Genomic DNA, 21,407 nt, shown 5'->3' on the forward strand with positions numbered 1-21,407 from the left:
ACTAAGGTGAATAACGAAAAATACCTAATTATTTATTGTTTTGTCAAGAGGAGAGATAGAAATATGAGTGACTATGTACAGGCAACAATATTTATGAGTGATGAGAGTAGTGTCAGTATTAAAAATATGTTGAAAAAAAAGAAATATAAATGTTACTTGATGAACAATAGCTCACGATATATAGTTGCTTTCAAAGAACCAACGAAACAGATTATTGAAGATGTATCCAAAACTTTTCAGCGAGTAGTTAATATAGAGTATGGGCAGGATTTCGGGTGGAGTATTGAGCTGTTTGAACAAGGAGAAAAAAAAGGTAGTTTTGAGGTAAGCTTCGAGAAGAAAGGACTAAGAAAAGATAACATTGGAATATTAATGGAAATTTTAGGAGTTTTAAGTTTGGACACAATTGCTCTTCAAGAGCTGGAGACTATTCTTAGAACGAAGGAAACGGTAGACATAGAGAACTATAGCTGGCCTCAACTCATAAGAACATTAAAGTTAGATATAGATACCAATTTCTCATACAGTTTTCTAGAAAACCAGGGAGAAGGGTATCAACAATCTCTTGGCTTACATCATGTTCAAACTAAAAAATCAATGCCCATAAAAAGAATTGTCATACGAGAGTTGAGTACGTTTATGAATGAGAAGGGATACTTTTTAACTAAGACTGCACCAATTCCATTCGATTATGCTTTTTTCAAAAACATTGAGGATATCGGAATAGGCCTTGCATTGTCTATTGAAAAAGAAGACTCAAAATTCAGTGTCACTCCGTTTTTTAAAACACTGTTTGATCATGTTATAATGCTGTCACCTTCTATGAGATATTTTGATACGGAGGAACACCTTGTATCGACTTTAAAGGAAATTAAGAATTCCTTTGAAGAACATGAAAGCAGGTTAAAGGAAGAATTAATATATGCGGCATTTGATAAATGTAAATTTTTCGAAACCTATGTTGATCCATTTATGTCCAGGTATGGTATTACACCAATAGAATCTTCCATAGAAAAATTAGCAGGCGGAAAAATAGTGTATTCTGGAAATAATAAAGAAATTCACTTTCATCAGGGAAACATAGCAATTGGTCTTCTCCTTGAAATAAAAGTAAATAATCAGATGATCCTCCTTGACACACTTGAAAAATACCATACACTAAAAGCTAAGTACCAAAATCAAAGCGAATTTCATGAGATTGTAAATGCTTATCTTCAGATACTTGAACAAGAGTATTTGAGTATTTGATAGAGGTATTCACTTCACGCACTACTAATTTTTTGACGGGGAGTTTGGACTGGCAGGAAACTTATCAATTTTAAGCAAAATTAACCACCTTATACCTCGCAGAGCCCTATTAATTCAGCGCAAAAACTTCTTTTCTATTTTATATTCCCCTCAATGGTAGCTGGTGGTTTTGATGTTACGTCGTTGACGATCCGGCTAACGTTATCAACTTCATTAACAATACGAACGGAGATCTTCTCCAGCAAGTTTCAAGGGATACGGATTTCTAGTTTATATCGGGTATTGGTCGATACCCGTATGAAGGATACATTGGATATTAATTAAGTACTGACATGGGCGGAATGATGTAATAAAGGGTCTACCAACCCGATAATAACAAGCATTTAAAAGGGCTCCCCGAAGGGGGCCTTTTTGTGTGTAATAACGCTGCATAATTGCCTTCAGAAAGGGAGATGACAAATGATATAACTAGTTTGAATACTAGCAATAACAGAAGGCTTCGTTTATAATAAACCGAGGTCTTCCATGTTAGGAAATTATATCTAAAATGAAAAGGTAGATAATGAGAAAAAAAATTCATCCTTACTATTATTTAGGTGGTTTTAGTGGATTGGTTATTGGCTATTTAATAGCAAAAGTCTATCAAATTTGGGTTATTGCTTTTTTAGAAAGGAAGAATTCACAAATCCAATTTCTTCCTATGTTTTGGAGAGAAGTTTATAACACACCTGGTTGGTTTACGTTCTGGGTTGTCCTGATTTTTTTCACTATTTGTATTTTATTAACAAGAATGTTAATAGGTCCGTCTATTAAGTGAGTTGACTAACAGGGACTTATCAAAAAGGGGATCGGCTGCCGCCGGTCCCTTTTTTATTTATCGTCCGCTTGATAACTCTATCTCCAGTTACACGTGATTAACACTCTCCCTCACTCAGACAATCAGATTACCTGTCTTCCCCTCCCGCAAAGCTGTCATCCCTCTATAACCTTCGTTAATAATCTCGATAATCTAACTAAGTTAAATTCGTAGATATGATGTTCAATAAGTCACATATCTAAATGAAAGCGCTGTAGCTAATATTAAATATGTAAAGAAGGAAGGGATTCATTAGATCGGAGGGGGGAATATAATGGCTCAACTGGTGCAGGCCGATGTTGATCAGGTAGAGACGAAGAAAGCATTAAGCTCAAGGGTGAATAGGGTACCCTGGAAAAAGGAACTAAAGAAAAACTGGCCTTTATATCTTCTGTGTCTACCCTCGTTAATTGCCGTAATAATTTTCTCTTACGCCCCTATGGGTGGATTGCTTATGGCGTTCCAGGACTACAAGCCCTGGTTAGGAATTTTTCATTCACACTGGATTGGGCTGGATAACTTCACGAAGATATTTCAGTACCAAGAATCTGTACAAGCTATTAAAAACACAATCATCATTGCTGTCATTAAAATTGTGGTCGGAATTATTGTTCCCATTATCATGGCCCTGCTATTGAATGAGGTTAGAAACATGGGATTAAAGAGAGGCATTCAGACTTTAGTATACCTGCCTCACTTCCTGTCTTGGGTTACGGTTGCCGGGATCATGCTTGATATCCTGGGTCTTGAAGGCGGTATCAATCACTTCCTTGCCCAGTTTGGCGCCAAGCCGATATTTTTCCTGGGGGATCCAAGCTTGTTTAGACCCAGTGTAATCATCAGTGATCTATGGAAGAACTTTGGCTTTGGTATGATTGTCTACCTGGCAGCAATCACAGGAATCGACCCAACCCAATATGAAGCAGCAGAGATGGATGGCGCCACAAGGTGGCAGCAGACCAAATATGTAACCCTGCCGAGCATGCTGCCCATGATTGTAGTTGTCTCCACATTAAGTCTCGGTAGCATCTTGGATGCTGGCTTTGACCAGATCTTCAACTTATACAACCCACTGGTGTATAGCACTGGAGATATTATCGATACTTATGTATACCGGGCTTCACTTTTGAGTGGACAATATGGGTTCGGTACGGCGGTAGGACTGTTCAAATCAGGGATCAGCTTCATATTAATTTTGATTTCCTACCGTATTGCCTACAAGGTTGCCGGTTACAAAATATTCTAGAGAGGAGGTATAATCATGTCTCATAAATCCAGGGGATATAAGATATTCTCGTTCTTCAACCATATATTCCTGATTATGATTGCATTGACATGCTTGTTGCCTTTACTCCATTTGTTAGCACAATCATTTAGCAGTAAGGCAGCCGTAAATGGGGATCTAGTATCATTTTGGCCAGTAGAGTTCAATGCGGATTCCTATATAAAAACATTTAAAAACTCAAATTTTGTTCGTTCTATGGGTATTTCGGTTGTACGAACCTTGTTAGGAACCCTGATTAGTATGTTTTTAATTACTACAGCTGGTTATGCGCTGTCCAAAAACTTCCGTGGACGCAATGTAATCATGTGGGTTTTCATTTTCACCATGCTGTTCTCAGGCGGATTAATTCCTTCCTACATTCTGGTGACTCGTCTAGGTCTGAAGGATACCTTATGGGCACTGGTCCTCCCTGGGGCATTTGGAGCGTATAATCTGATTCTTATTATGAACTTCTTCAAGACGATTCCGAAAGCGCTTGAAGAATCGGCATTTATTGATGGGGCATCGTTCTTCAAGATTCTCTGGAAAATCTATTTACCGCTTTCCTTGCCAGGACTCGCAACAGTTGGATTATTCATCATGGTTGGCAATTGGAACGCCTGGTTCGATGGAATCTTGTACATGTCAGACACAAGCAACTACCCGTTAGCCTCATTCCTGCAGACCGTAGTTGTACAAAGCTCGGCACAAAATATGGCGTTAGACCCATCAGCGGCAAAGGCCATGTCGGAGCAAAGTATTAAGGCGGCTCAGATATTTATTAGTACCTTACCCATCATCCTGGTATATCCGTTCCTTCAAAAATTCTTTGTTAAAGGGATAGTAGTAGGCTCAGTGAAAGAATAATGAATACGAGGACCGCAAGAATATATGTATACGACAAGGAGACATGATCATGAATAAAAGAATCGGTGCTCTAGTATCTGCTGCAGTAGTATTTGGCGGATTGTTAGCCGGCTGCAGTAACAACAATACAGCGGAACCAACAGCTGAATCCACATTTCAGAACGGCAAGTACAATCCGCCTGTTACGATTACGATTGCGAAACAACAAGATGAGAATGCCGGGAAATACATCAATGGTGAGAGTCTAAATGACAACGTGTTATCCCGCTGGGGTGAGAAGAACCTGGGCATCAAGGTCAAAACTACGCTGCTGGGCGGCGATGGCGGCAACTACAATAATAAGGTGCGTCTGGCCCTCACAGGTACCGAGAAGCTTCCGGATGTTCTCCCAGTGTATGATGCACAATTAATGAGTGATTTGATCGAATCAGGTAACGTTAAAGAGATTGCCGATGATATCAAGAATTATATGCCGGACCGCTTAAAGGAAATTTACAAGCAGTATCCAAGCACATTTAACCCGGTTGTAAAAGATGGCAAGGTGTATGGTCTGGCTATCACTCCTAACTTGACTGAAGGCGAAGTCATGCTGATACGTCAAGACTGGTTAGATAAGCTGCATTTAAAGGCCCCTACCAATATAGATGAATTTGAACAAGTCATTGCGGCCTTTACCAATGATGATCCGGATGGTAACGGCAAGAAGGATACCTACGGCTTTGATTTTTCAGGGAAGGATTCCTACAATACAGGCTGGGTTAGTGATCCGGTAATGATCTTCAGTGCTTACACAGGTAAAGACATCCCAAGCCAGTGGCATGAAAATAACGGTACACTAACTTATGGTTCAGTTGCGGCTGGGAATAAGGAGGCACTGGGCAAACTGAGTGACTGGTATTCCAAAGGCTATTTGAATAAAGAATTGGCTACTCAAGGTGCCTGGGATACTTTGGCAGACTTCACTCAAGGTAAAGCTGGTATTATTATTGGACGACCTTGGCTATACGGCAGTGTTAAGGACGTGGAGACTAATGTTAAAGGCGCCAAGATTAAGGCCTATCCAACGATTAAGGGTGTAAATGGGGACAGAACGTATCAATCAGGCCAATTAGCCGATGGTGTCTTCATGTTTAACAAAGACTTCAATAACTTAAAAGCCTTCTTCTTATATTACGATAAGCTCTATGACGCTGCTTTTGGTACTGGCGGTTTCAAGTATGGTTTCGCTGAGGGTTACGATTACGATATCGTAAATGGCAAAGTAACCTTCGATCCCAAACAATTCAAAACTCCATTAGATGCAGCACAAATGGTAGGTAAGATGTCATTTACTAAAAATACACCTAGTGTGGATGGCCCGGGCAAATCCTTCTATGATCTTTCGAAAGGAGTAAAGCCAACAACAGGTGTATTAATGAGATCGGATTCTATGGATCTTCCGGCAAAAGAAGGATATGTCATTTCGTATGAGAATGCCGATTCCCTGCTGCCTAATGCGTTCAACGGTCCTCCTACACAGACGATGGCAGCTTCATGGGAACAATTGCAAACGATGGAGAGAGAAACATTCACCAAGATTATTTATGGAAAGCTTCCTCTTAGCGCCTACGATGACTTTGTGAAGGATTGGAACGAAAAAGGCGGAAAACAAATTACAGATGAAGTGAACCAGTGGTACAAGAATACACAACAAGCGGATGTAATCTCCAAAATGGGCTTGAAATAAGAATTCACGAATAAGAAGAATAACAATAGGAAGTGATATCAATTGAAGCAGCTCATGAATGGCTCTAAGTGGACGGATACGAATGGGAACGAGATTCATGCCCACGGAGGGCATATCATTTATCATCAAGGTTACTATTACTGGTATGGTGAGGATCGCCGGAGCAGCTATTATATCAGTTGCTATCGCTCCAAGGATTTATTCACATGGGAATTTAGAAATCACATTATAACGACAGACAGCCAAACCTCTGAAATACGTATTAGAACCAAAATCCAGCTGGCCCAAGAAGATGGCGGCAAAGTTAACCTGGAGCGTCCAAAGGTACTTTTCAATGAGAGAACCAGCCAATTTGTACTTTGGGTTCACTTTGAGAACGGACAAGACTATAACGACGCGGCTTGTGCTATTGCGACTTGTGACACGCCGGATGGGGATTTTGTGTACCATGGTCATTTTAATCCTTATGGCTACATGTCACGTGATTGCACGCTCTTCCAGGATGAGGATGGCACGGCTTACTTCATTTCGGCTGCTCGTGATAATGCGGATCTTCACCTCTATCGACTCCAGGACGATTACATGAATGTGGAGAAGATGGCTGCACAGGTCTGGCAGGGTGAGTACCGGGAGGCACCGGCTGTAATCAAGAAAGATGGGCTTTATTATATGTGTTCATCATTCTGTACAGGATGGGCACCCAATCAGGGCAAGTTCGGTACAGCACCAAGTATGGAGGGGCCGTGGAGCGTATTGGAGAACTTCGGTGATGACACGACCTATGCCAGCCAGCCCGCATTTATATTGAAGACTCAGGAAGGCCAGCTATTATACTATGGTGATCGCTGGGATGCCGAGGATTACTTTAATTCGAGTTACGTGATGCTGCCCCTGGAAATCTCGGATTCCAAGTTGGTAATTAACTTTTATGACAAGGCTGTACTAACAGATAAAGGAATTATTGAATTTACTAATGACTAAGGATCAGGAGGGAAAAAGAATGAAAAGAGTGAGCATGAAGCGATTCATCTATTTTTTCGTCTTTTTCCTTCTGCTTACTGTAGGTTTATTTGTAATTCTGGATGTACTAGGGACAAAAACAATTAAGGATAGTCTGGTCCAAACGTCCAGAAACCAGCTGGAATATACAGATAAAATGCTTAATATCGGAATTGATGAAGCCATGTTATATGGCATGCAGTATACGGCCGACACATCGGTTCGTTATTATCAAAGCCAAAAGCTAGGCCTAGACAATTATGACGCACAAATGAAGCATGTGGATATGTCAAACCGCCTGCAGAATCAGCTCTATTCAAGCAAAGCTGTCGATGCGATGGGGATTTACTGGATAGCCAATAATGAATTTATTTCAACCGGAGGGCTTCCTAGAGCCCTCTTTAAAGATGTAACCAAGCGGGGATGGCAAACTTATAAGGGGAGTCTGTATTATTTCTCTGTCTATCCTTATATCCGTCAACCGGAGAATCCAAGTGACATCCGATATGTTGTAGGGGTTAAGTTCAAGACGGATTACTTGACGAGCCTGCTGGGAGATTCCTTTCACGGCAGCAGTTCGAGAGCGCTTTTCTTAGTGAGCAAAAGCCTGGTCATTAGTGACCAAGTGGTCGACGAAGATATCGTGAACAGTGTGAAAGAGAATATTAAGCCGGGTTCAGAGAAAATCTCTGAATTCAATTATCAAACTAAATACAGCGATTATTTTGTATTGGTGAAGTATATCAAGCCTATTGATACGTACTTGGTTACTTATACACGGACCAATGCTTTCCTTAATCCTCTTAAACATATCAATCTGGTGTTCTCTGCCAGTATCCTGATTATTTTGCTCATAGGGCTCATTTTGCTAATTCTGTTCTATCGGAATTTTTATCAAAATGTAAATTTGCTGGCAAAGAAATTTCGTCACGTGGAGGAAGGAGATTATAACTCAAGAATCCGCGAAAATTCGGATAATGAATTTAACAAGCTTTTCAAGAGTTTTAATCATATGGTTGCCCAAATTCAAGCTTTATTTGCCTCCTTGAAAGTGGAGACGGAGCTGCGGCAGAACGCCGAAGTGAAGCAATTACAGGCCCAGATTAATCCGCATTTTCTATATAACAGTCTTTTCTTTATTATGTCGATGGCTAAATCCTCACCCGAAGCAGTTATTAAGATGAGTAAACACTTGGCAAAATATTATCGTTATATGACCAAAATTGAATCGCAGGAGGTTACCCTGAACTCCGAATTAGACCTCGCCGATCATTATTTGTCCATCATGGCCCTGTGTAAGGACGTGGATTATGAGATCCATGTGCCGCCTAAGTTAGGGGAGCATCGAATAATGCCGCTTATTATTCAGCCCATCGTTGAAAATGCGATTCAGCATGGCATTGAAGAACTTCAAGGTGCTCATCGTATCTCCATAGAGGTCAGGGTGCAGGATTCCGGTGCGCTGATCACCATTGCGAATGATGGTAAGGGGCTTACGCCTGCTGAAATCCAGAAGCTGAAGGCTAGAGTCGAGAGGGATCAGCCGCCTGAGGGCAGCAAAGGGATTGGGTTATGGAATATTAATCACCGTCTCAAGAACACCTATGGCGACAAAAGTGAGCTGCACTTTTTCACCAACAACTGGGACGGCTTAAGCGTCTCGTTCTACATTGATTTCTCGCTTGATGGAGGTAGGAGGCAGTGAAGTTATTAATTGTGGATGACGGGCAGTACATTGTTGAGTATCTAAAACATTTGCTCGATTGGAAGAAGTATGGGATAGAGCAGGTTGAGACGTTAACCAATTCGTTGAAAGCTAAAGATAAATTGGTGCAGAACCAGATTGATATTCTGATTACAGATATACGTATGCCTGAGGTATCGGGGATTGATCTGCTCCAGCATATTAATAAGCATCAACAAAAGACAAGGTCGGTAATTCTATCCGGTTATTCGGAGTTCGAATATGCACAAAAGGCTCTTCGGTTAGGGGCAGTAGATTACCTGCTTAAGCCAGTTGACAAGGACGATATGGAAGCAGCGATTAAGAAAGTTATCAAAACGTTTGAGAAGGATCGTGTAGATCCCCTTCCGGGGCTCCCCGAGAGTGAAGAGGACTCCAAATTACCCGTAAATAGCAATATCCATATCCTTCAAGCCTATATTGACAACCATCTTGATGACGACTTGAATTTGGATGACTTGGGAAGGCTGGTGTACCTCCATCCGGTGTACCTCTCCAAGCTATTCAAACAAGAGACAGGTGAGAATCTGTCGAATTATATTTCACGCAAGCGAATGGAAAAGGCGACCCTGTTATTAACGGGTTCAAACCTGCATATTAACGATATTTCGCACTTGGTTGGATATCGGCAGCCCCAATATTTCATCAAGCTGTTCAAAGGGCAATATGGCATTACGCCTCAACAATACCGCAGGAAGCAGCTGGACTTTGATAAGTAGATTAATCGGATAGGAAGTGTATACCTTTATGAATGCAAATCCAATAACTAAGAGTGCTGTTCCCAGCCTGTATTGGCTGACAGACGTGGACGTGTTTGCTGTAAATCGTCTTTCTGCTCATTCCGATCATGTGTATTATAGAACACTGGAAGAGGCGAGAAGTGCTGGCCCTATGGAGATGCGTCACGATTTGAATGGAAGCTGGAAGTTCTCGTATAGCATAAATCCTGACAATCGTCCGGAGCATTTTTATAAAGCGGATTATAATTGCTCTGGCTGGGGGGATATATCTGTACCGGGTCATATTCAGCTTCAGGGTCACGGTCAGCCTCAATATGTAAATACGATGTATCCTTGGGATGGACATCACGATATCCGTCCACCGGAAATTCCAGCCGGCGACAATCCGGTTGGAAGCTATATTAAATATTTCGAAGTTCCCACTCACATGCGGAACAAGCCGGTGTATATTTCTTTTCAGGGTGTAGAATCAGCCTTCTATGTCTGGATGAACGGGAAGTTTGTCGGCTATAGCGAGGATTCCTTCACCCCGGCCGAGTTCGATCTCACGCCTTACTTAACTGAAGGGGAGAATAAGCTTGTTGTAGAGGTCTATCAACGGAGTACGGGAAGCTGGCTGGAGGATCAAGACTTTTGGAGATTTTCGGGGATATTCCGTGATGTATACCTATATACCGTGCCCGATATCCATGTCTTTGACCTGCATGTTCGGCCAGAGCTGGATGCGTCTTTGAAGAAAAGTACGCTGTATGCGGATTTCAAGCTTCAAGGGGCTTCTCCGTCAAAAATAACGGCCAAATTAGTGGATGACAAGGATAACCTGGTTGCATCGGCTAACGGGGAAGACGTTGATAGACGGTGGTCGATCTGCATGCCAGTGGATACTCCTAATCTTTGGAGTGCGGAGAGCCCTTATTTGTACAAGTTATATATTGAACTCTATAACGAAATAGGCAGCTTGGTAGAGGTTGTCCCTCAGAAAGTTGGCTTTAGAAAATTTGATATGGTAGACAAAATCATGCGTCTTAACGGGGAACGGATCCTATTCAAGGGAGTTAATCGCCACGAATTCAACCCACGCCGCGGTCGTTCGATAACCAAAGAAGACATGCTGTGGGATATTAGAACCTTAAAGCAGAATAACATTAATGCGGTGAGAACGTCCCACTATCCCAATCAAAGCCTATGGTACCAATTATGTGACGAATTCGGGATTTATGTAATTGATGAGATGAATCTGGAAACCCATGGATCTTGGCAGAAGATGGGCAAGGTTGAGCCGTCCTGGAATATCCCGGGTAACAAGCCGGAGTGGGAGAACATAGTTATGGACAGGGCGATTTCGATGGTAGAAAGAGATAAGAATCACCCTTCCATATTGATCTGGTCCTGTGGAAATGAGTCGTACGCAGGTGAAGTTATCTTGCATGTCTCCAATTATTTCAGGAAGACTGACCCGAGCCGTCTTGTCCATTATGAAGGGGTATTTCATAACCGGGATTATAATGATACCAGTGATATGGAGAGTCGAATGTATGCCAAGCCGGCAGACATTGAAGAGTACCTGAACGGAAATCCGCAGAAGCCGTACATTAGCTGTGAATATATGCACGCCATGGGCAACTCACTTGGCGGGATGTACAAATACACGGATCTGGAACAGAAGTATCCGATGTATCAAGGCGGATTTATCTGGGATTATATAGATCAGGCTATCTATGCCAAAGACCGCTACGGTAAAGAATTCCTAGCCTATGGTGGTGACTTTAACGATCGTCCAACGGATTACGGATTCTGTACCAACGGGATTGTATATTCGAATCGTGAGCTTTCACCAAAAATGCAGGAAGTGAAATTTCTATATCAAAACTTTAAGCTTCTACCTGACCCAAGCGGTGTGACGATCAAGAATGAAAGCTTTTTCACGAATACGGCAGACTATGATCTGGAATATACACTACTTCTGGAGGGAAAGGAGATCTACCGCAACAAGCTTGCAGCAGCAGTAGCTCCACAAAGTGAGGGGAGATTTGAATTTGTCTGGCCGGCGAACCACACAGTCATACCGGGAGAATACGCAGTTACGGCCTCACTGAAGCTGAAGGGTAACACCATGTGGGGAGATACCGGGTATGAGATTGCATTTGGACAGTTTATTTATCAAGTCGGACTTAAGACAGCACCTTCTGTAAGCGGAGAACTACGGGTTGTCCATGGTGACGTGAATATCGGGGTTCATGGCCGCGACTTCCACGTTCTGTTCTCTAAGGGAGTAGGCAGTCTGATATCGATGAATTATGCAGGCAAAGAAATGATTGCACAGCCGCCAGTTCCTTTGTTCTGGAGAGCCACTACAGATAATGATCGTGGATATGCTCAAGGTTTCAATTCCGGAGTCTGGTATGCGGCAAGTTTGACCAGAAAATGTATAGATATTCAAGTGGAAGAGAACAAGAGTGAAGTAAGAGTTGCCTTTACCTATAAATTCTCGATTCATCCTGATCTGGAGGTTAAGACGGTATACACTGTTTATCCTTATGGCAGCGTTCAGGTGAAATCGGTGTATAAAGGAGCGGACAATCTGCCGCAGCTGCCAATCCATGCGATATCCTTCAAGGTTCCGGCTGATTATGATCAGTTGGAGTGGTACGCTATGGGACCAGAGGAGAATTACTCTGACCGCAGCAAGGGGGCTAGACTCGGGATCTTTAACCATCAGGTATCTGATAATTTATCAGGTTACGTTATGCCGCAGGAATCTGGCAACCATACCGGAGTGCGCTATGTCAACGTGATGAACCGTAACGGTCAAGGAATTCAGATCTCTTCGGTCAGCGAACCCCTGGAATGCAACTTTTCACCTTATACAGCGTTCGAACTGGAACATGCGAATCATATCTATGAACTTCCGGATGTCCATTATACCGTTGTAACTGTAGCCGGTCGGCAGATGGGCGTTGGAGGAGATGACAGCTGGGGAGCCCCTGTTCATAATGAACATCTTATCTTGGCGGATCAAGATATGGAATTCGAATTTATCATTCATAGAATCTGATTTTTCATAGTTACTTCTCTAGGAAGGTCAAAAAGGATGAACTCGAGCAGCGTTCTGCCGCTTGGAGTTCATCCTTTTGTTTAGAAAAAGTATACTTTAGAGGTCTCCCCCTGGAATAACTGATCCACCATCTGAGGCGCCAGGGATGGCAGGAATCGTGATCGAGATATCTCCAGCTGGATGTATACCACTTGGTCCCGAGATGATTGAAGCTGGAAGCGAGATAGTAACTCCGCCAGCCGGAATATTAGCATTGTCTCCAAGGGTGATTTGGAAGCCACTGGCATACGAGCCATCACCGATATAGATTGTATCCGATGAAGTATTCATTAGCAACGCTTCTTGACCAAAGGTGTAGGAAGGGTCAATTGACTTAAGGGCATTCTCAAGCTGCTCCATGGTAAATACATTATTGGTATCCAACCCATCCATTCCTTGGTCATCTGACACGGTGAATTTCTTGATTAGATTATTGAAATTGATCCAAATGGAATCATTATAATCATAAATCAAGCTGTCAGCACCGTCTTGCTGTTGTGTAACAGGCTCATCCTGGGCAAGAGTAGGTTCAATAGTATCTATCGTAAAGAAGGATACGGTTGTTTGTGCCGCGCTATCGGTTACTACAAGCTGATATGATCCATTTTCGCTAATCATGTCACCGAGTGAATACCCTGGAACATCAACATCATACACATGATCATTATAGTTAAGGCCTGTATCAGTTTTCGATAATTTGACATTCATAATATCACTGTCCGTTGAAGTAGGCGTGACTGGCTGGTTCAGGTAAGGCTGTGTATCACTATTATTGTTGTTAGGAAGACCGCTGATTATTGGAGCAGGGTCTGTTACGTCAGTATTAGTTACACTTCCCACAGGTGAACCAACTTCTCCTCTGGAGTCGGCTGGAGTAACTTCAAAAATAATTTTGTGTCCACTGTCAGCCGCAGTTAGCGTATAGGTCTTAGCATTAGCACCTAATATTTCAGTTTTATTACTAACCTCATCATTATCCACCCGGTACCATTTATAAGTAGTAGCCCCTTCAGAATCGCCAAGATCCTCATCGCTAAAAGTGTATGAACCTGTCAGCGTCTTGCCTGCTTCGTTAACTCCTGAGATTGTTACATCATTGACAGTGGGAGCATGATTCACACTTATTACTGGAGCCGTTGGAGCTGCAGGAATTGTGATCGTGAAAGGCCCTTCTGGGCTTAAGCCGGATGGGCCGACAATTTTGGTTGGATCCAGAGTAATAGTTAGTCCCTCAGCTGGAATATTAGCGCCTTCGCCTAGTACCAGCCTAAATATATTGCCATAAGGCACACCTTTAATGTTACCCATAGGATTTTGAGTGTACAGAGAAGCTCCGGTACCTAAAGTATAATTTGCAGATTTCTCCTTAAGGGCATTCTCAATCGCCTGAACGGACAAACCAGGTAGTGCCCCAGGCAAAGTATCCGAGCCTTCCGAATTGTTCATATCCGTGGTATCGAACTTTTGAATGGAACGATTGAAGGCGATCATAATGTAATCACCTGAATCATAAGCGTATTGATCCCCCGCACTATTCTGGGACTGGTAATTTACGCCTTGAATACTAGGGGTTGTTTTGTCAATAGTGAACCAGGTCTCCACTACTTGGTCCGAATTATCCGTAACCCTCAAATGATAAGAAGCTTCATCGCTGATCGTTGCGCCTAAGGTATAGCCATTAACAAGCTGCTCAGATGAACCTCTTCCGAACATTCCATAGGATGCCTGCCAAAGCTCGACCGTCTTGATATCCGAACGCTCGGAGGTTGGCGTTACATTTTGTTTGTAGTAGGTTTCATTAGCCAAGGTCGCAATATTTACACCTTCCAGCAGTGGAGCAAGATCCGGCTGCTCTGGAGTCGGAACAGGGCTCTCGTCAACAGGTGGAATGGTCGGTGTTGGCGGTGTCTCAACGACAGGCGGAGTTGGTGTAGGTGTCGGTATTGGTGTTGGGTCTGGCGTCGGCTGAACAACCGGAGGCTTCGTCTCTACTGGAGGAGTCGGCTTGCTCTGTTCCTGTTCTGTCTTGCGCTGCTCGTCTACTACCACTTTCTCTTTCAAAAACTTGGATGCAACGAGTGCTAAATCCTGCCTGCTCGCACTATTGGAGGGGCTGAAGGATCCATCTGCATTTCCAGCCATTAATCCGAACTCAACAGCCGTTGCAACAGCATCTTTAGCCCAGCTGGCAATAGACGCAGCATCGGAGAATTTCAGATCTTTGGCTTTGCCAGTCCTATCCACACCGAGGGCATTAACAAAAATCACGGCCATCTGCTCGCGAGTCAGGTTTTGGCCTGTTCCGAACTGTCCGCCGCCGGTACCTTTAACAAGGCCAGCTTTTACAGCAGCTTCTACCGCAGCATAAGCATAATGGTCTTTGGGAATGTCTTTGAAAGTGGCAGTAGCTGGTGGATTGCTAAGATCAAGATTAAGTGATCTGGCCAGTACAATGGCAAAATCCTGCCTGCTGATATTACTTGTGGGATTGAATTTACCGTTGCCAGTTCCATTCATAATGCCTTTCTCGACCAGCTCAAGAATGGCCTGCTTCGCATAGTTGTTTGGAATGTCGGACAAGGTAGTTGCAGCTGAAGCATGTGGAGTCAAAGCTCCAAGAAGTACCGCGGTTGAGAGTACAGATAAGGATTTGTTTCTTAAGTTACGCTTCTTCATCGTTGTGCCCCTTTGCTGAATGTATCTCTAGTTGATTAAATAATATCCTCTTGCTGCCGAAGCGTTTTAAGGAACCCTATAATCACTAATGGATCAATATATATATCGGAAGAATGAGGCCATTATTTATAATTAATTTTTACATTTAATGTCTAAAATCCGCTTATTTTTTCGTATACTAAGCTGACTCACTCATTCTTGAGCTGTTTAATAAATAGCAATTGACCAAGCAAAGGGCAATCTATTAATATCATTTTATTGTTTATTCATTTAGTATTAAGAGGAGGTGTGGTAGAATGGTAACATTAAAGGAAAAAAATACTCAAATCGCCAGTTTTACCGGGAAACTGCTTAGAAATCGTTTTGGCAAAGGTCCCGAATCCGTACATGTATCTATCGGTGAACGCGGAATCGCGATACATATCCGGAACTTTATTAGTCCAGTGGAGCAGTTCTTGCTGGATAAGGAAGAAGAGCAGGCCCTTCGGTACACCAGGGAGCTATTGATGAAGTCGCTGCTTCCAGAACTATCTGCCTACCTGAAGTCTGAGCTTGCACTCAAGATTGAAGAATTGTATTACGACTGGGGTCTTCACAATGCTTCGGGGATGATTGTCGGATTATTCGATCTATATAGTGAGAAAGCGGAGCGTTATCAAGGACAGAAGAGCGTTCATGACAGTGTAATCAAGGTCAGCGGCATGGTTCAGAAGGAGCCTGTGAATATTGACTCCTGGTGGTTGAATTCCAAGACTTTAATTGTAATCCGGGAAGGTATTCTGATCATCCTCGAGAAGGAACTTCTTGATATGGGATATGAGAATATTCTCAAGACAACCAAGCGCAAGATGGAGAAGCGGTTTTTGGATCAGGAGACAGGATTTACAGAGGTACTAAACAAGACAATATCCGATATTTATGTAGATTGGGATTTCTCACGGGATCGAAGTGTGATTGCCTACACTTTTCAATAATTACATACGGGTTGTAATGGGTCAGACATGAGAATGAGCTGAACATAAGCCAAAGAAAGAGTGAATGAACTCTTTTTTTGGCTTTTTTTGTTGGTTCCAGGTGTTATTCCGCTCGCCGTCTATTCTCCCTTCGTTAAGCACGTAGGCTTTACCAATAAGGAGTGAAGAAGATAATGAGTTCACCCAATTATACGATTCTGTATGTAGAGGATAATGAGCTGAATATGGCGTTAATGGATCATATTTTTAAAAAGATCCCCCATATCAATCTTATCGGGGCTGCAAGTGCAGAGGAAGGCATAGAGATCGCTATAAATGGGCAGCCGGATATCATTTTTATGGACATTCAATTGCCCGGCATGAACGGCTATGACGCTCTTAGAGAGCTTCAGATCAGGGAAGAGACACGCCATATTCCGGTGCTCGCAGTCAGTTCATTTGCACAAAAGTCTGATGTGGAGAAAGGATTACAGGCGGGGTTTGCCGATTATATCACCAAGCCTTTTCAGGTGAAGGCTTTCAAGAGCTTGATTGAGCAGTGGATAAAGGTATAGCAGCATGCAAGAATAAGTCGATCTAGGTATAAAAGAAGCCCCCGTCCATCCAGGACAGGGGCTATCTCCTTATTGCAAGGATTCCATCATCATCATTATTATTTGTTCAAATCTTCTATGGAATTAACGTCCACATAAGCGGGTACAACAAGGCCCGTACGGACCCCGGTCATATTTGGCCCCAAATCCTCTACCTGGTTCTTGTATTTAGCCCAGTAATCTGCATGGGTCAAAGGAAGCCAGGCTGAGGCTGTAGCATCTACATCTCCGCTGGCTACTCCGGTCCACATAGGTCCAGCTTCTACTTGAAGAGAAGTGACCTCGTAACCTAGCTCCTCATGAAGAACATATTGAAGAAGATTGGTGCTGGCAATCTCGGAGTCCCATGCCACATAGCTTAGCGTGAGCTTCTGGCCATTCACCTTGGCAAGCCCCTTGGTCCATTCCTGTACACGGTCCCGATGCTTCGCTGCCCAGTTCTTGGCCGCGTCCTCAGGGCTTTGACCTCCTTGAATAGCAACCATCATTTCGCCCATCTCATCGGCTGTCCATTTGAACCGATCCAGAAATGCATAAGCAACTGGCTGATCCTGCTTCAGCCCCTTACGGGCAATGGTGTGAATCTCTTCTGCTTCACCATAGGTCTTCTTAGGATCATCCAAATACTTGAGATCGTACTTGGTGAATATCCAATGCGGTGTCCATCCCGTAACGATGATCGGTTCTTTATTCTTGACGGCTTTATCGAGCATGGCCGTCATAGCGGTGCTTGATCCCTCTACCAGCTTCCAGCTGTCCAGCTTATAGTCCTGGATGGCCTTGGCGGTGGACTTCATAATTCCTGATCCGGGATCAATCCCGATGATCTGGTTATGGAATTTGCTCGCTACTGCGCCCCCCTGGTTAGCGTCAGCCGAAGTCCCGGAAGGCAGAAACAGATACTGTGCAATGCCTCCTACAATCAGGGTGGCAAGCAAGGCTGAAGCGAATACCAGGCGCCGGCGCGGCTGTCTGTGCAGTGCGGCTTTGCGGCGGCCTGTCTTGAACAGGTTCTGAGAGAATCGGTCGAGCACAATGGCCAGGACCACCACGGCAAGTCCAGCTTCAAACCCTTGCCCGATCTTGAGCTGAGCCACAGCCCGGTAGACCTCGGCTCCGATTCCTTGCGCCCCGATCATGGAGGCAATGACGACCATGGACAGGGAGAGCATAATCGTCTGATTAATCCCGGCCATCATCGTTGGCATGGCCAGCGGCAGATCCACCTTAATGAGCTTCTGCCAGGTGGTCGAGCCGAAGGCCTCTGCAGCTTCGGACAGCTCGGAGGATACCTGCTTGATGCCCAGGTAGGTCATACGAATCGTCGGCGGTATCGCGAAGATTACGGAAGCAATAACACCCGGCACTACACCCAGACTGAAGAAGGTAACGGCCGGAAGTAAATAGACAAAGGCAGGCATAGTCTGCATGAAGTCAAGAATGGGCGAGACGATGCGGTGTGCAGTCCGGCTGTAAGCACTCCATATCCCCAGTGGAATGCCGAGCAGGATAGAAATGAGACCTGACGTAATGACAAGGCCCAGCGTATTCATCGTCTGTGTCCAGTATCCTAAATTCTCAATCAGCAGAAAGCCGATGACGGTAAATAAAGTTAAGGGAAGACGGCCGATTGCAAAGGCGATGATTCCCAGTATGGCAATGAATAGCAGAGGATGCGGCAGCAGGAAGATATCTGAGAAGAAGCCAACGACATGCGCTATAATTGCAGCTATGGCATCGAACAGACCTCCGAGATGTGAGCCCATCCAGCTTACAAGCGCCTCAATCCAGTCGGCTAGTGGCAATTTCGGTAACATTACGCTTCACCTCCAAGGACCTTGGTATCTCCCGCAAGTGCACCGAGCACCGCGCCGCGAACGATCACGCCGAGCAGACGGTGATTCTCGTCCACAACGGCGAGCGGAACCTTCGCGGAGCTGGTCACCTCGAACAAGTCTCCAAGAAGGGTATCCGGGCTTACCTCAGGCCCATCCTTGATCAGAATCTCGGAGAGCCCCATCCCGGATTTGAGCGCCATAGAAGCATCCTCGGCCGTAATGACACCGAGAAGCCGCTTGCCGCGGTCAATTACGAATAGGTTGGAGATCCCCCGCTCACGCATCAGCTGCAGGGCAACCCGCGGACCTCTGTCCAGCGTCACGGTCTCCGGACGGATCATGACATGTGAAGCTGTGAGTACTTTGGACAAATCTACATCTTCAATGAAGCGCTCAACATAGCGGTTCGCCGGCTGTGTCAGCATTTCTTCGGGTGTCCCCAGCTGAACAAGCGCGCCATCCTTCATCAGCGCAATCCGGTCTCCAATCCGCAGAGCTTCGTCCAGATCATGGGTAATGAAGACAATGGTCTTCTTCATCCGCTCCTGAAGCTCAAGCAGCTCGTCCTGCATATCTCTGCGTATGAGCGGATCCAGCGCGCTGAATGCCTCATCCATGAGCAGGACTTCAGGATCGTTCGCGAGGGCTCTGGCAAGACCAACCCTCTGCTGCATGCCGCCGCTAAGTTCATCAGGCATTTTGGCTCCCCAGCCCTTGAGACCAACAAGCTCCAGCGCGTTCTCCGCTTTGGCTCGGCGCTCTTCTTTACTGATCTGCTGGATCTCCATCCCGTATTCCACATTCTCAAGCACCGTACGATGCGGAAATAGGGCGAATTTCTGGAACACCATGCTGATATTCTTACGTCTGACTTCACGAAGCTGCGCTTTATTCATCTTGCGAAGATCTTTTCCATGAATCAGAATCTCTCCTGAGGAAGGCTCAATCAGACGATTCAGCATTCGGACAAGAGTAGATTTGCCGCTGCCTGACAGGCCCATAATGACGAATATCTCACCTTGGCGGATATCCAGACTTACGCGGTTAACCCCGACTGTAATCTGTTTCTCGCGGGCTAGTTGTTCTTTGGTATGCCCTTTCTCTAACAGCTGAATGCCCTGGGCCGCATTAGGCCCAAACAATTTGCTGACATTCCGCACTTCAAGAATTGTATTCTCCAAAAAAAGCTCACCCCTTTTATTTCTGTAGGTCTTAGTCTATCAAAAAAAATTCCATTTAATCAATTCTTATATCTGTACATACAGTACGTACAGAAAATACTGTACATAGTTTACATAGATCATGCTCACTCTAACTCCTAATTGCTCTATAAGTCGTTTCTTTACTTTTGGGTACGCTTTTTCTAAGATAAGATACATAAGTGTACAAAGAGGTTAAATAGGAGGCTGCAAGCATGGGCTTGGAACAGCTAAATGAGCAAGAGCAAGAGGCTCTGCAGAAGGTCCGCAAGCGAGTAATTGAAGCTATAGGCAGAAATATGGACTTATATGGGATTACATTGTCTACCGGGCATCTGTACGGACTGCTGTTCTTTGCAGACAAGCCGATGACGCTGGATGAGATGGGTCAGGAAATGAAGATGAGTAAGACCAGTATGAGCACAGGAGTACGGACGCTGCTGGATCTTAAGATGGTTAATAAAGTATGGGAAAAAGGTTCCCGCAAGGACCTGTATGAAGTGGAGTACGATTGGTATCAGACTTTTAATGACTTCTTCGCCATCAAATGGCGCAAGGCTGTTGAGATGAATCTCAATGTGCTTAAGCGTTCCATCGATGAAATGGACAAGTGGATTGCCCGGTCAGAGGAGGAAGCAGTAAAAGACGTTCTTGCCGGAGATCAGAGGAAGATGAGGGAAGCGGTGGAATACTACTTGTGGCTTGACCGGTTAATTGACACCCTGGAGAGCGGGGAGATTTATAATCTGGTTCCAAGGCAGGTTGAACCGAAGGCGTAAGCGGATGACCGCTTACGCTTTTTTTTTATTATGGAACCATAGAACCGATTAGCCTATATTCAGCACATCGGAAGCCAGGCACAGAAGCATAAGAACGGCCAAGATGGCACCAGAGCGGTGGGCAAGTAATCTCGTGCTCCCCGATGTACCGGTGACAGCAAATCGGAAATACATGAAGCTTCCTGCTGCGATCAGCAGCAGCTCGGCTGTCATGGAGAGAGCAGGGCTGCGCCATAAGCCGAGTCCAAGCAGAGGAAGATCGCCCAGATTTCCGGGTAGAATCGGAAGATCAGAGCGGTGCACCAGCAGATCAAGAAGCCAGTGGCTGAATACTACGGCTCCTACAGTCAATCCTCCCCGCTTCCCCCAGAGCTTCCCGGCCAGGAAGCCAGTGAAGACGGCAAGGATCAGGACACTGAGGAGGGCGTGAGAATAGTCAGCATGAATCACTTGATTCCCATAGCCAGCCCCGGTCTTGACTACAGTCTCGACATCACTTAGGTACAAGGGGACGAAGATAACATCAATCAGCTGGGTAGAGAGCATAAGCGCCCAAAGTGGAACCTCAGGTACCTTGGCCTTTACAGCCGCTGCAAGTCCAAAATGTCCGGCTAACATAACTTCCCCTCCTTCTTCTTGAGTCTGCGGAGACGGGAGTCTAGATAACCGCAAAGACAAGTGAATAAGAGCATAAACACAATGAAACTCATGGCACAAGCTCCTCTCAAGATAAAACTAATATCATTAGTTTTATTATAACTAATACCATTAGTTTGGCAATAGCCAATTCCATATTTCTGGACAAAAAAA

At 44.3% G+C, this 21,407-nt stretch carries 15 protein-coding genes and 1 pseudogene; 11 read left to right on the forward strand and 5 right to left on the reverse strand.

Translation table 11 applies throughout. From position 1 onward, the window contains the following. Nucleotides 1-63: 63 nt before the first annotated feature. A complete protein-coding gene (locus ACEN86_RS04715; protein WP_495633200.1) occupies nucleotides 64-1,248 on the forward strand; it encodes a hypothetical protein in 1,185 nt (394 codons plus the stop codon). A 134-nt stretch (nucleotides 1,249-1,382) separates the two neighbouring features. On the opposite strand, the pseudogene ACEN86_RS04720 reads toward ACEN86_RS04715, so the two are convergent. Beyond that, nucleotides 1,383-1,496 (reverse strand): annotated as a pseudogene (locus ACEN86_RS04720) (GMP synthase (glutamine-hydrolyzing)); the annotation flags it as partial. Between the two features lie 882 nt (nucleotides 1,497-2,378). Here ACEN86_RS04720 and ACEN86_RS04725 point away from each other — a divergent pair. From ACEN86_RS04725 to lacZ, 7 genes are read left to right on the forward strand one after another with little or no spacing between them, the layout of a single operon-like run. Then, nucleotides 2,379-3,350, forward strand: coding sequence for an ABC transporter permease (locus tag ACEN86_RS04725; RefSeq protein WP_495633201.1), 972 nt, complete (start codon nucleotides 2,379-2,381; stop codon nucleotides 3,348-3,350). Nucleotides 3,351-3,365: 15 nt separating this feature from the next. After that, nucleotides 3,366-4,235 (forward strand): carbohydrate ABC transporter permease, encoded by an 870-nt coding sequence (locus ACEN86_RS04730; RefSeq protein ID WP_495633202.1) that lies wholly within the window; start codon nucleotides 3,366-3,368, stop codon nucleotides 4,233-4,235. Nucleotides 4,236-4,284: 49 nt separating this feature from the next. Next, entirely contained in the window at nucleotides 4,285-5,961 is a 1,677-nt protein-coding gene (locus tag ACEN86_RS04735; protein ID WP_495633203.1) for a type 2 periplasmic-binding domain-containing protein, read from the forward strand. Between the two features lie 42 nt (nucleotides 5,962-6,003). Then, on the forward strand, nucleotides 6,004-6,942 hold the full coding sequence (locus ACEN86_RS04740) for a family 43 glycosylhydrolase (protein WP_495633204.1): 939 nt from the start codon (nucleotides 6,004-6,006) through the stop codon (nucleotides 6,940-6,942). Between the two features lie 19 nt (nucleotides 6,943-6,961). Continuing rightward, nucleotides 6,962-8,665, forward strand: a complete 1,704-nt coding sequence (locus ACEN86_RS04745; protein WP_495633205.1) for a sensor histidine kinase — start codon at nucleotides 6,962-6,964, stop codon at nucleotides 8,663-8,665. Continuing rightward, nucleotides 8,662-9,423, forward strand: coding sequence for a response regulator transcription factor (locus ACEN86_RS04750; protein WP_495633206.1), 762 nt, complete (start codon nucleotides 8,662-8,664; stop codon nucleotides 9,421-9,423). Before ACEN86_RS04745 ends, ACEN86_RS04750 begins: the two co-directional genes overlap by 4 nt. Nucleotides 9,424-9,451: 28 nt before the next feature. Further along, nucleotides 9,452-12,499: a beta-galactosidase, LacZ type gene (gene lacZ, locus ACEN86_RS04755; protein WP_495633207.1), complete on the forward strand. Its 3,048-nt coding sequence runs from the start codon at nucleotides 9,452-9,454 to the stop codon at nucleotides 12,497-12,499. A 96-nt stretch (nucleotides 12,500-12,595) separates the two neighbouring features. Here lacZ and ACEN86_RS04760 read toward each other — a convergent pair whose 3' ends face one another. Continuing rightward, the gene (locus tag ACEN86_RS04760; protein ID WP_495633208.1) at nucleotides 12,596-15,214 is read right to left on the reverse strand and encodes an S-layer homology domain-containing protein; all 2,619 of its coding nucleotides are present in this window, start codon (nucleotides 15,212-15,214) and stop codon (nucleotides 12,596-12,598) included. 296 nt (nucleotides 15,215-15,510) lie between these two features. On the opposite strand from ACEN86_RS04760, the gene ACEN86_RS04765 reads away from it, so the two are divergent. Both ACEN86_RS04765 and ACEN86_RS04770 read left to right on the forward strand, forming a co-directional pair. Then, nucleotides 15,511-16,188 (forward strand): Na-translocating system protein MpsC family protein, encoded by a 678-nt coding sequence (locus ACEN86_RS04765; protein ID WP_495633209.1) that lies wholly within the window; start codon nucleotides 15,511-15,513, stop codon nucleotides 16,186-16,188. A 173-nt stretch (nucleotides 16,189-16,361) separates the two neighbouring features. Continuing rightward, nucleotides 16,362-16,742: a response regulator gene (locus ACEN86_RS04770; protein ID WP_495633210.1), complete on the forward strand. Its 381-nt coding sequence runs from the start codon at nucleotides 16,362-16,364 to the stop codon at nucleotides 16,740-16,742. 98 nt (nucleotides 16,743-16,840) lie between these two features. On the opposite strand, the gene ACEN86_RS04775 is transcribed toward ACEN86_RS04770, so the two are convergent. Both ACEN86_RS04775 and ACEN86_RS04780 read right to left on the reverse strand, forming a co-directional pair. Beyond that, nucleotides 16,841-18,598 carry a glycine betaine ABC transporter substrate-binding protein gene (locus ACEN86_RS04775; RefSeq protein WP_495633211.1) on the reverse strand — a complete coding sequence of 586 codons (1,758 nt, stop codon included), beginning with the start codon at nucleotides 18,596-18,598 and terminating at the stop codon, nucleotides 16,841-16,843. Beyond that, complete coding sequence (locus tag ACEN86_RS04780) at nucleotides 18,598-19,800, reverse strand: quaternary amine ABC transporter ATP-binding protein (protein ID WP_495633212.1); 1,203 nt, start codon at nucleotides 19,798-19,800, stop codon at nucleotides 18,598-18,600. The genes ACEN86_RS04775 and ACEN86_RS04780 overlap by 1 nt, the downstream gene beginning before the upstream one ends. A 233-nt stretch (nucleotides 19,801-20,033) precedes the next feature. Between ACEN86_RS04780 and ACEN86_RS04785 the strand changes: the two genes are divergently transcribed. Further along, complete coding sequence (locus tag ACEN86_RS04785) at nucleotides 20,034-20,597, forward strand: GbsR/MarR family transcriptional regulator (RefSeq protein ID WP_495633213.1); 564 nt, start codon at nucleotides 20,034-20,036, stop codon at nucleotides 20,595-20,597. A gap of 48 nt (nucleotides 20,598-20,645) precedes the next feature. Here the strand turns inward: ACEN86_RS04785 and ACEN86_RS04790 are convergent, their stop codons facing one another. Then, entirely contained in the window at nucleotides 20,646-21,215 is a 570-nt protein-coding gene (locus tag ACEN86_RS04790) for a permease (protein ID WP_495633214.1), read from the reverse strand. Between the last annotated feature and the right edge of the window lie 192 nt (nucleotides 21,216-21,407).

The organism is Paenibacillus sp. Paensp111, from assembly GCF_059492195.1.

What these genes read in the sequence shown, in the direction of transcription:
- ACEN86_RS04715 (WP_495633200.1), top strand. Translation starts at nt 64, where the DNA reads ATGAGTGACTATGTACAGGCAACAATATTTATGAGTGATGAGAGTAGT.
- ACEN86_RS04725 (WP_495633201.1), top strand. Translation starts at nt 2,379, where the DNA reads ATGGCTCAACTGGTGCAGGCCGATGTTGATCAGGTAGAGACGAAGAAA.
- ACEN86_RS04730 (WP_495633202.1), top strand. Translation starts at nt 3,366, where the DNA reads ATGTCTCATAAATCCAGGGGATATAAGATATTCTCGTTCTTCAACCAT.
- ACEN86_RS04735 (WP_495633203.1), top strand. Translation starts at nt 4,285, where the DNA reads ATGAATAAAAGAATCGGTGCTCTAGTATCTGCTGCAGTAGTATTTGGC.
- ACEN86_RS04745 (WP_495633205.1), top strand. Translation starts at nt 6,962, where the DNA reads ATGAAAAGAGTGAGCATGAAGCGATTCATCTATTTTTTCGTCTTTTTC.
- lacZ (WP_495633207.1), top strand. Translation starts at nt 9,452, where the DNA reads ATGAATGCAAATCCAATAACTAAGAGTGCTGTTCCCAGCCTGTATTGG.
- ACEN86_RS04760 (WP_495633208.1), bottom strand. Translation starts at nt 15,214, where the DNA reads ATGAAGAAGCGTAACTTAAGAAACAAATCCTTATCTGTACTCTCAACC.
- ACEN86_RS04765 (WP_495633209.1), top strand. Translation starts at nt 15,511, where the DNA reads ATGGTAACATTAAAGGAAAAAAATACTCAAATCGCCAGTTTTACCGGG.
- ACEN86_RS04770 (WP_495633210.1), top strand. Translation starts at nt 16,362, where the DNA reads ATGAGTTCACCCAATTATACGATTCTGTATGTAGAGGATAATGAGCTG.
- ACEN86_RS04775 (WP_495633211.1), bottom strand. Translation starts at nt 18,598, where the DNA reads ATGTTACCGAAATTGCCACTAGCCGACTGGATTGAGGCGCTTGTAAGC.
- ACEN86_RS04785 (WP_495633213.1), top strand. Translation starts at nt 20,034, where the DNA reads ATGGGCTTGGAACAGCTAAATGAGCAAGAGCAAGAGGCTCTGCAGAAG.
- ACEN86_RS04790 (WP_495633214.1), bottom strand. Translation starts at nt 21,215, where the DNA reads ATGTTAGCCGGACATTTTGGACTTGCAGCGGCTGTAAAGGCCAAGGTA.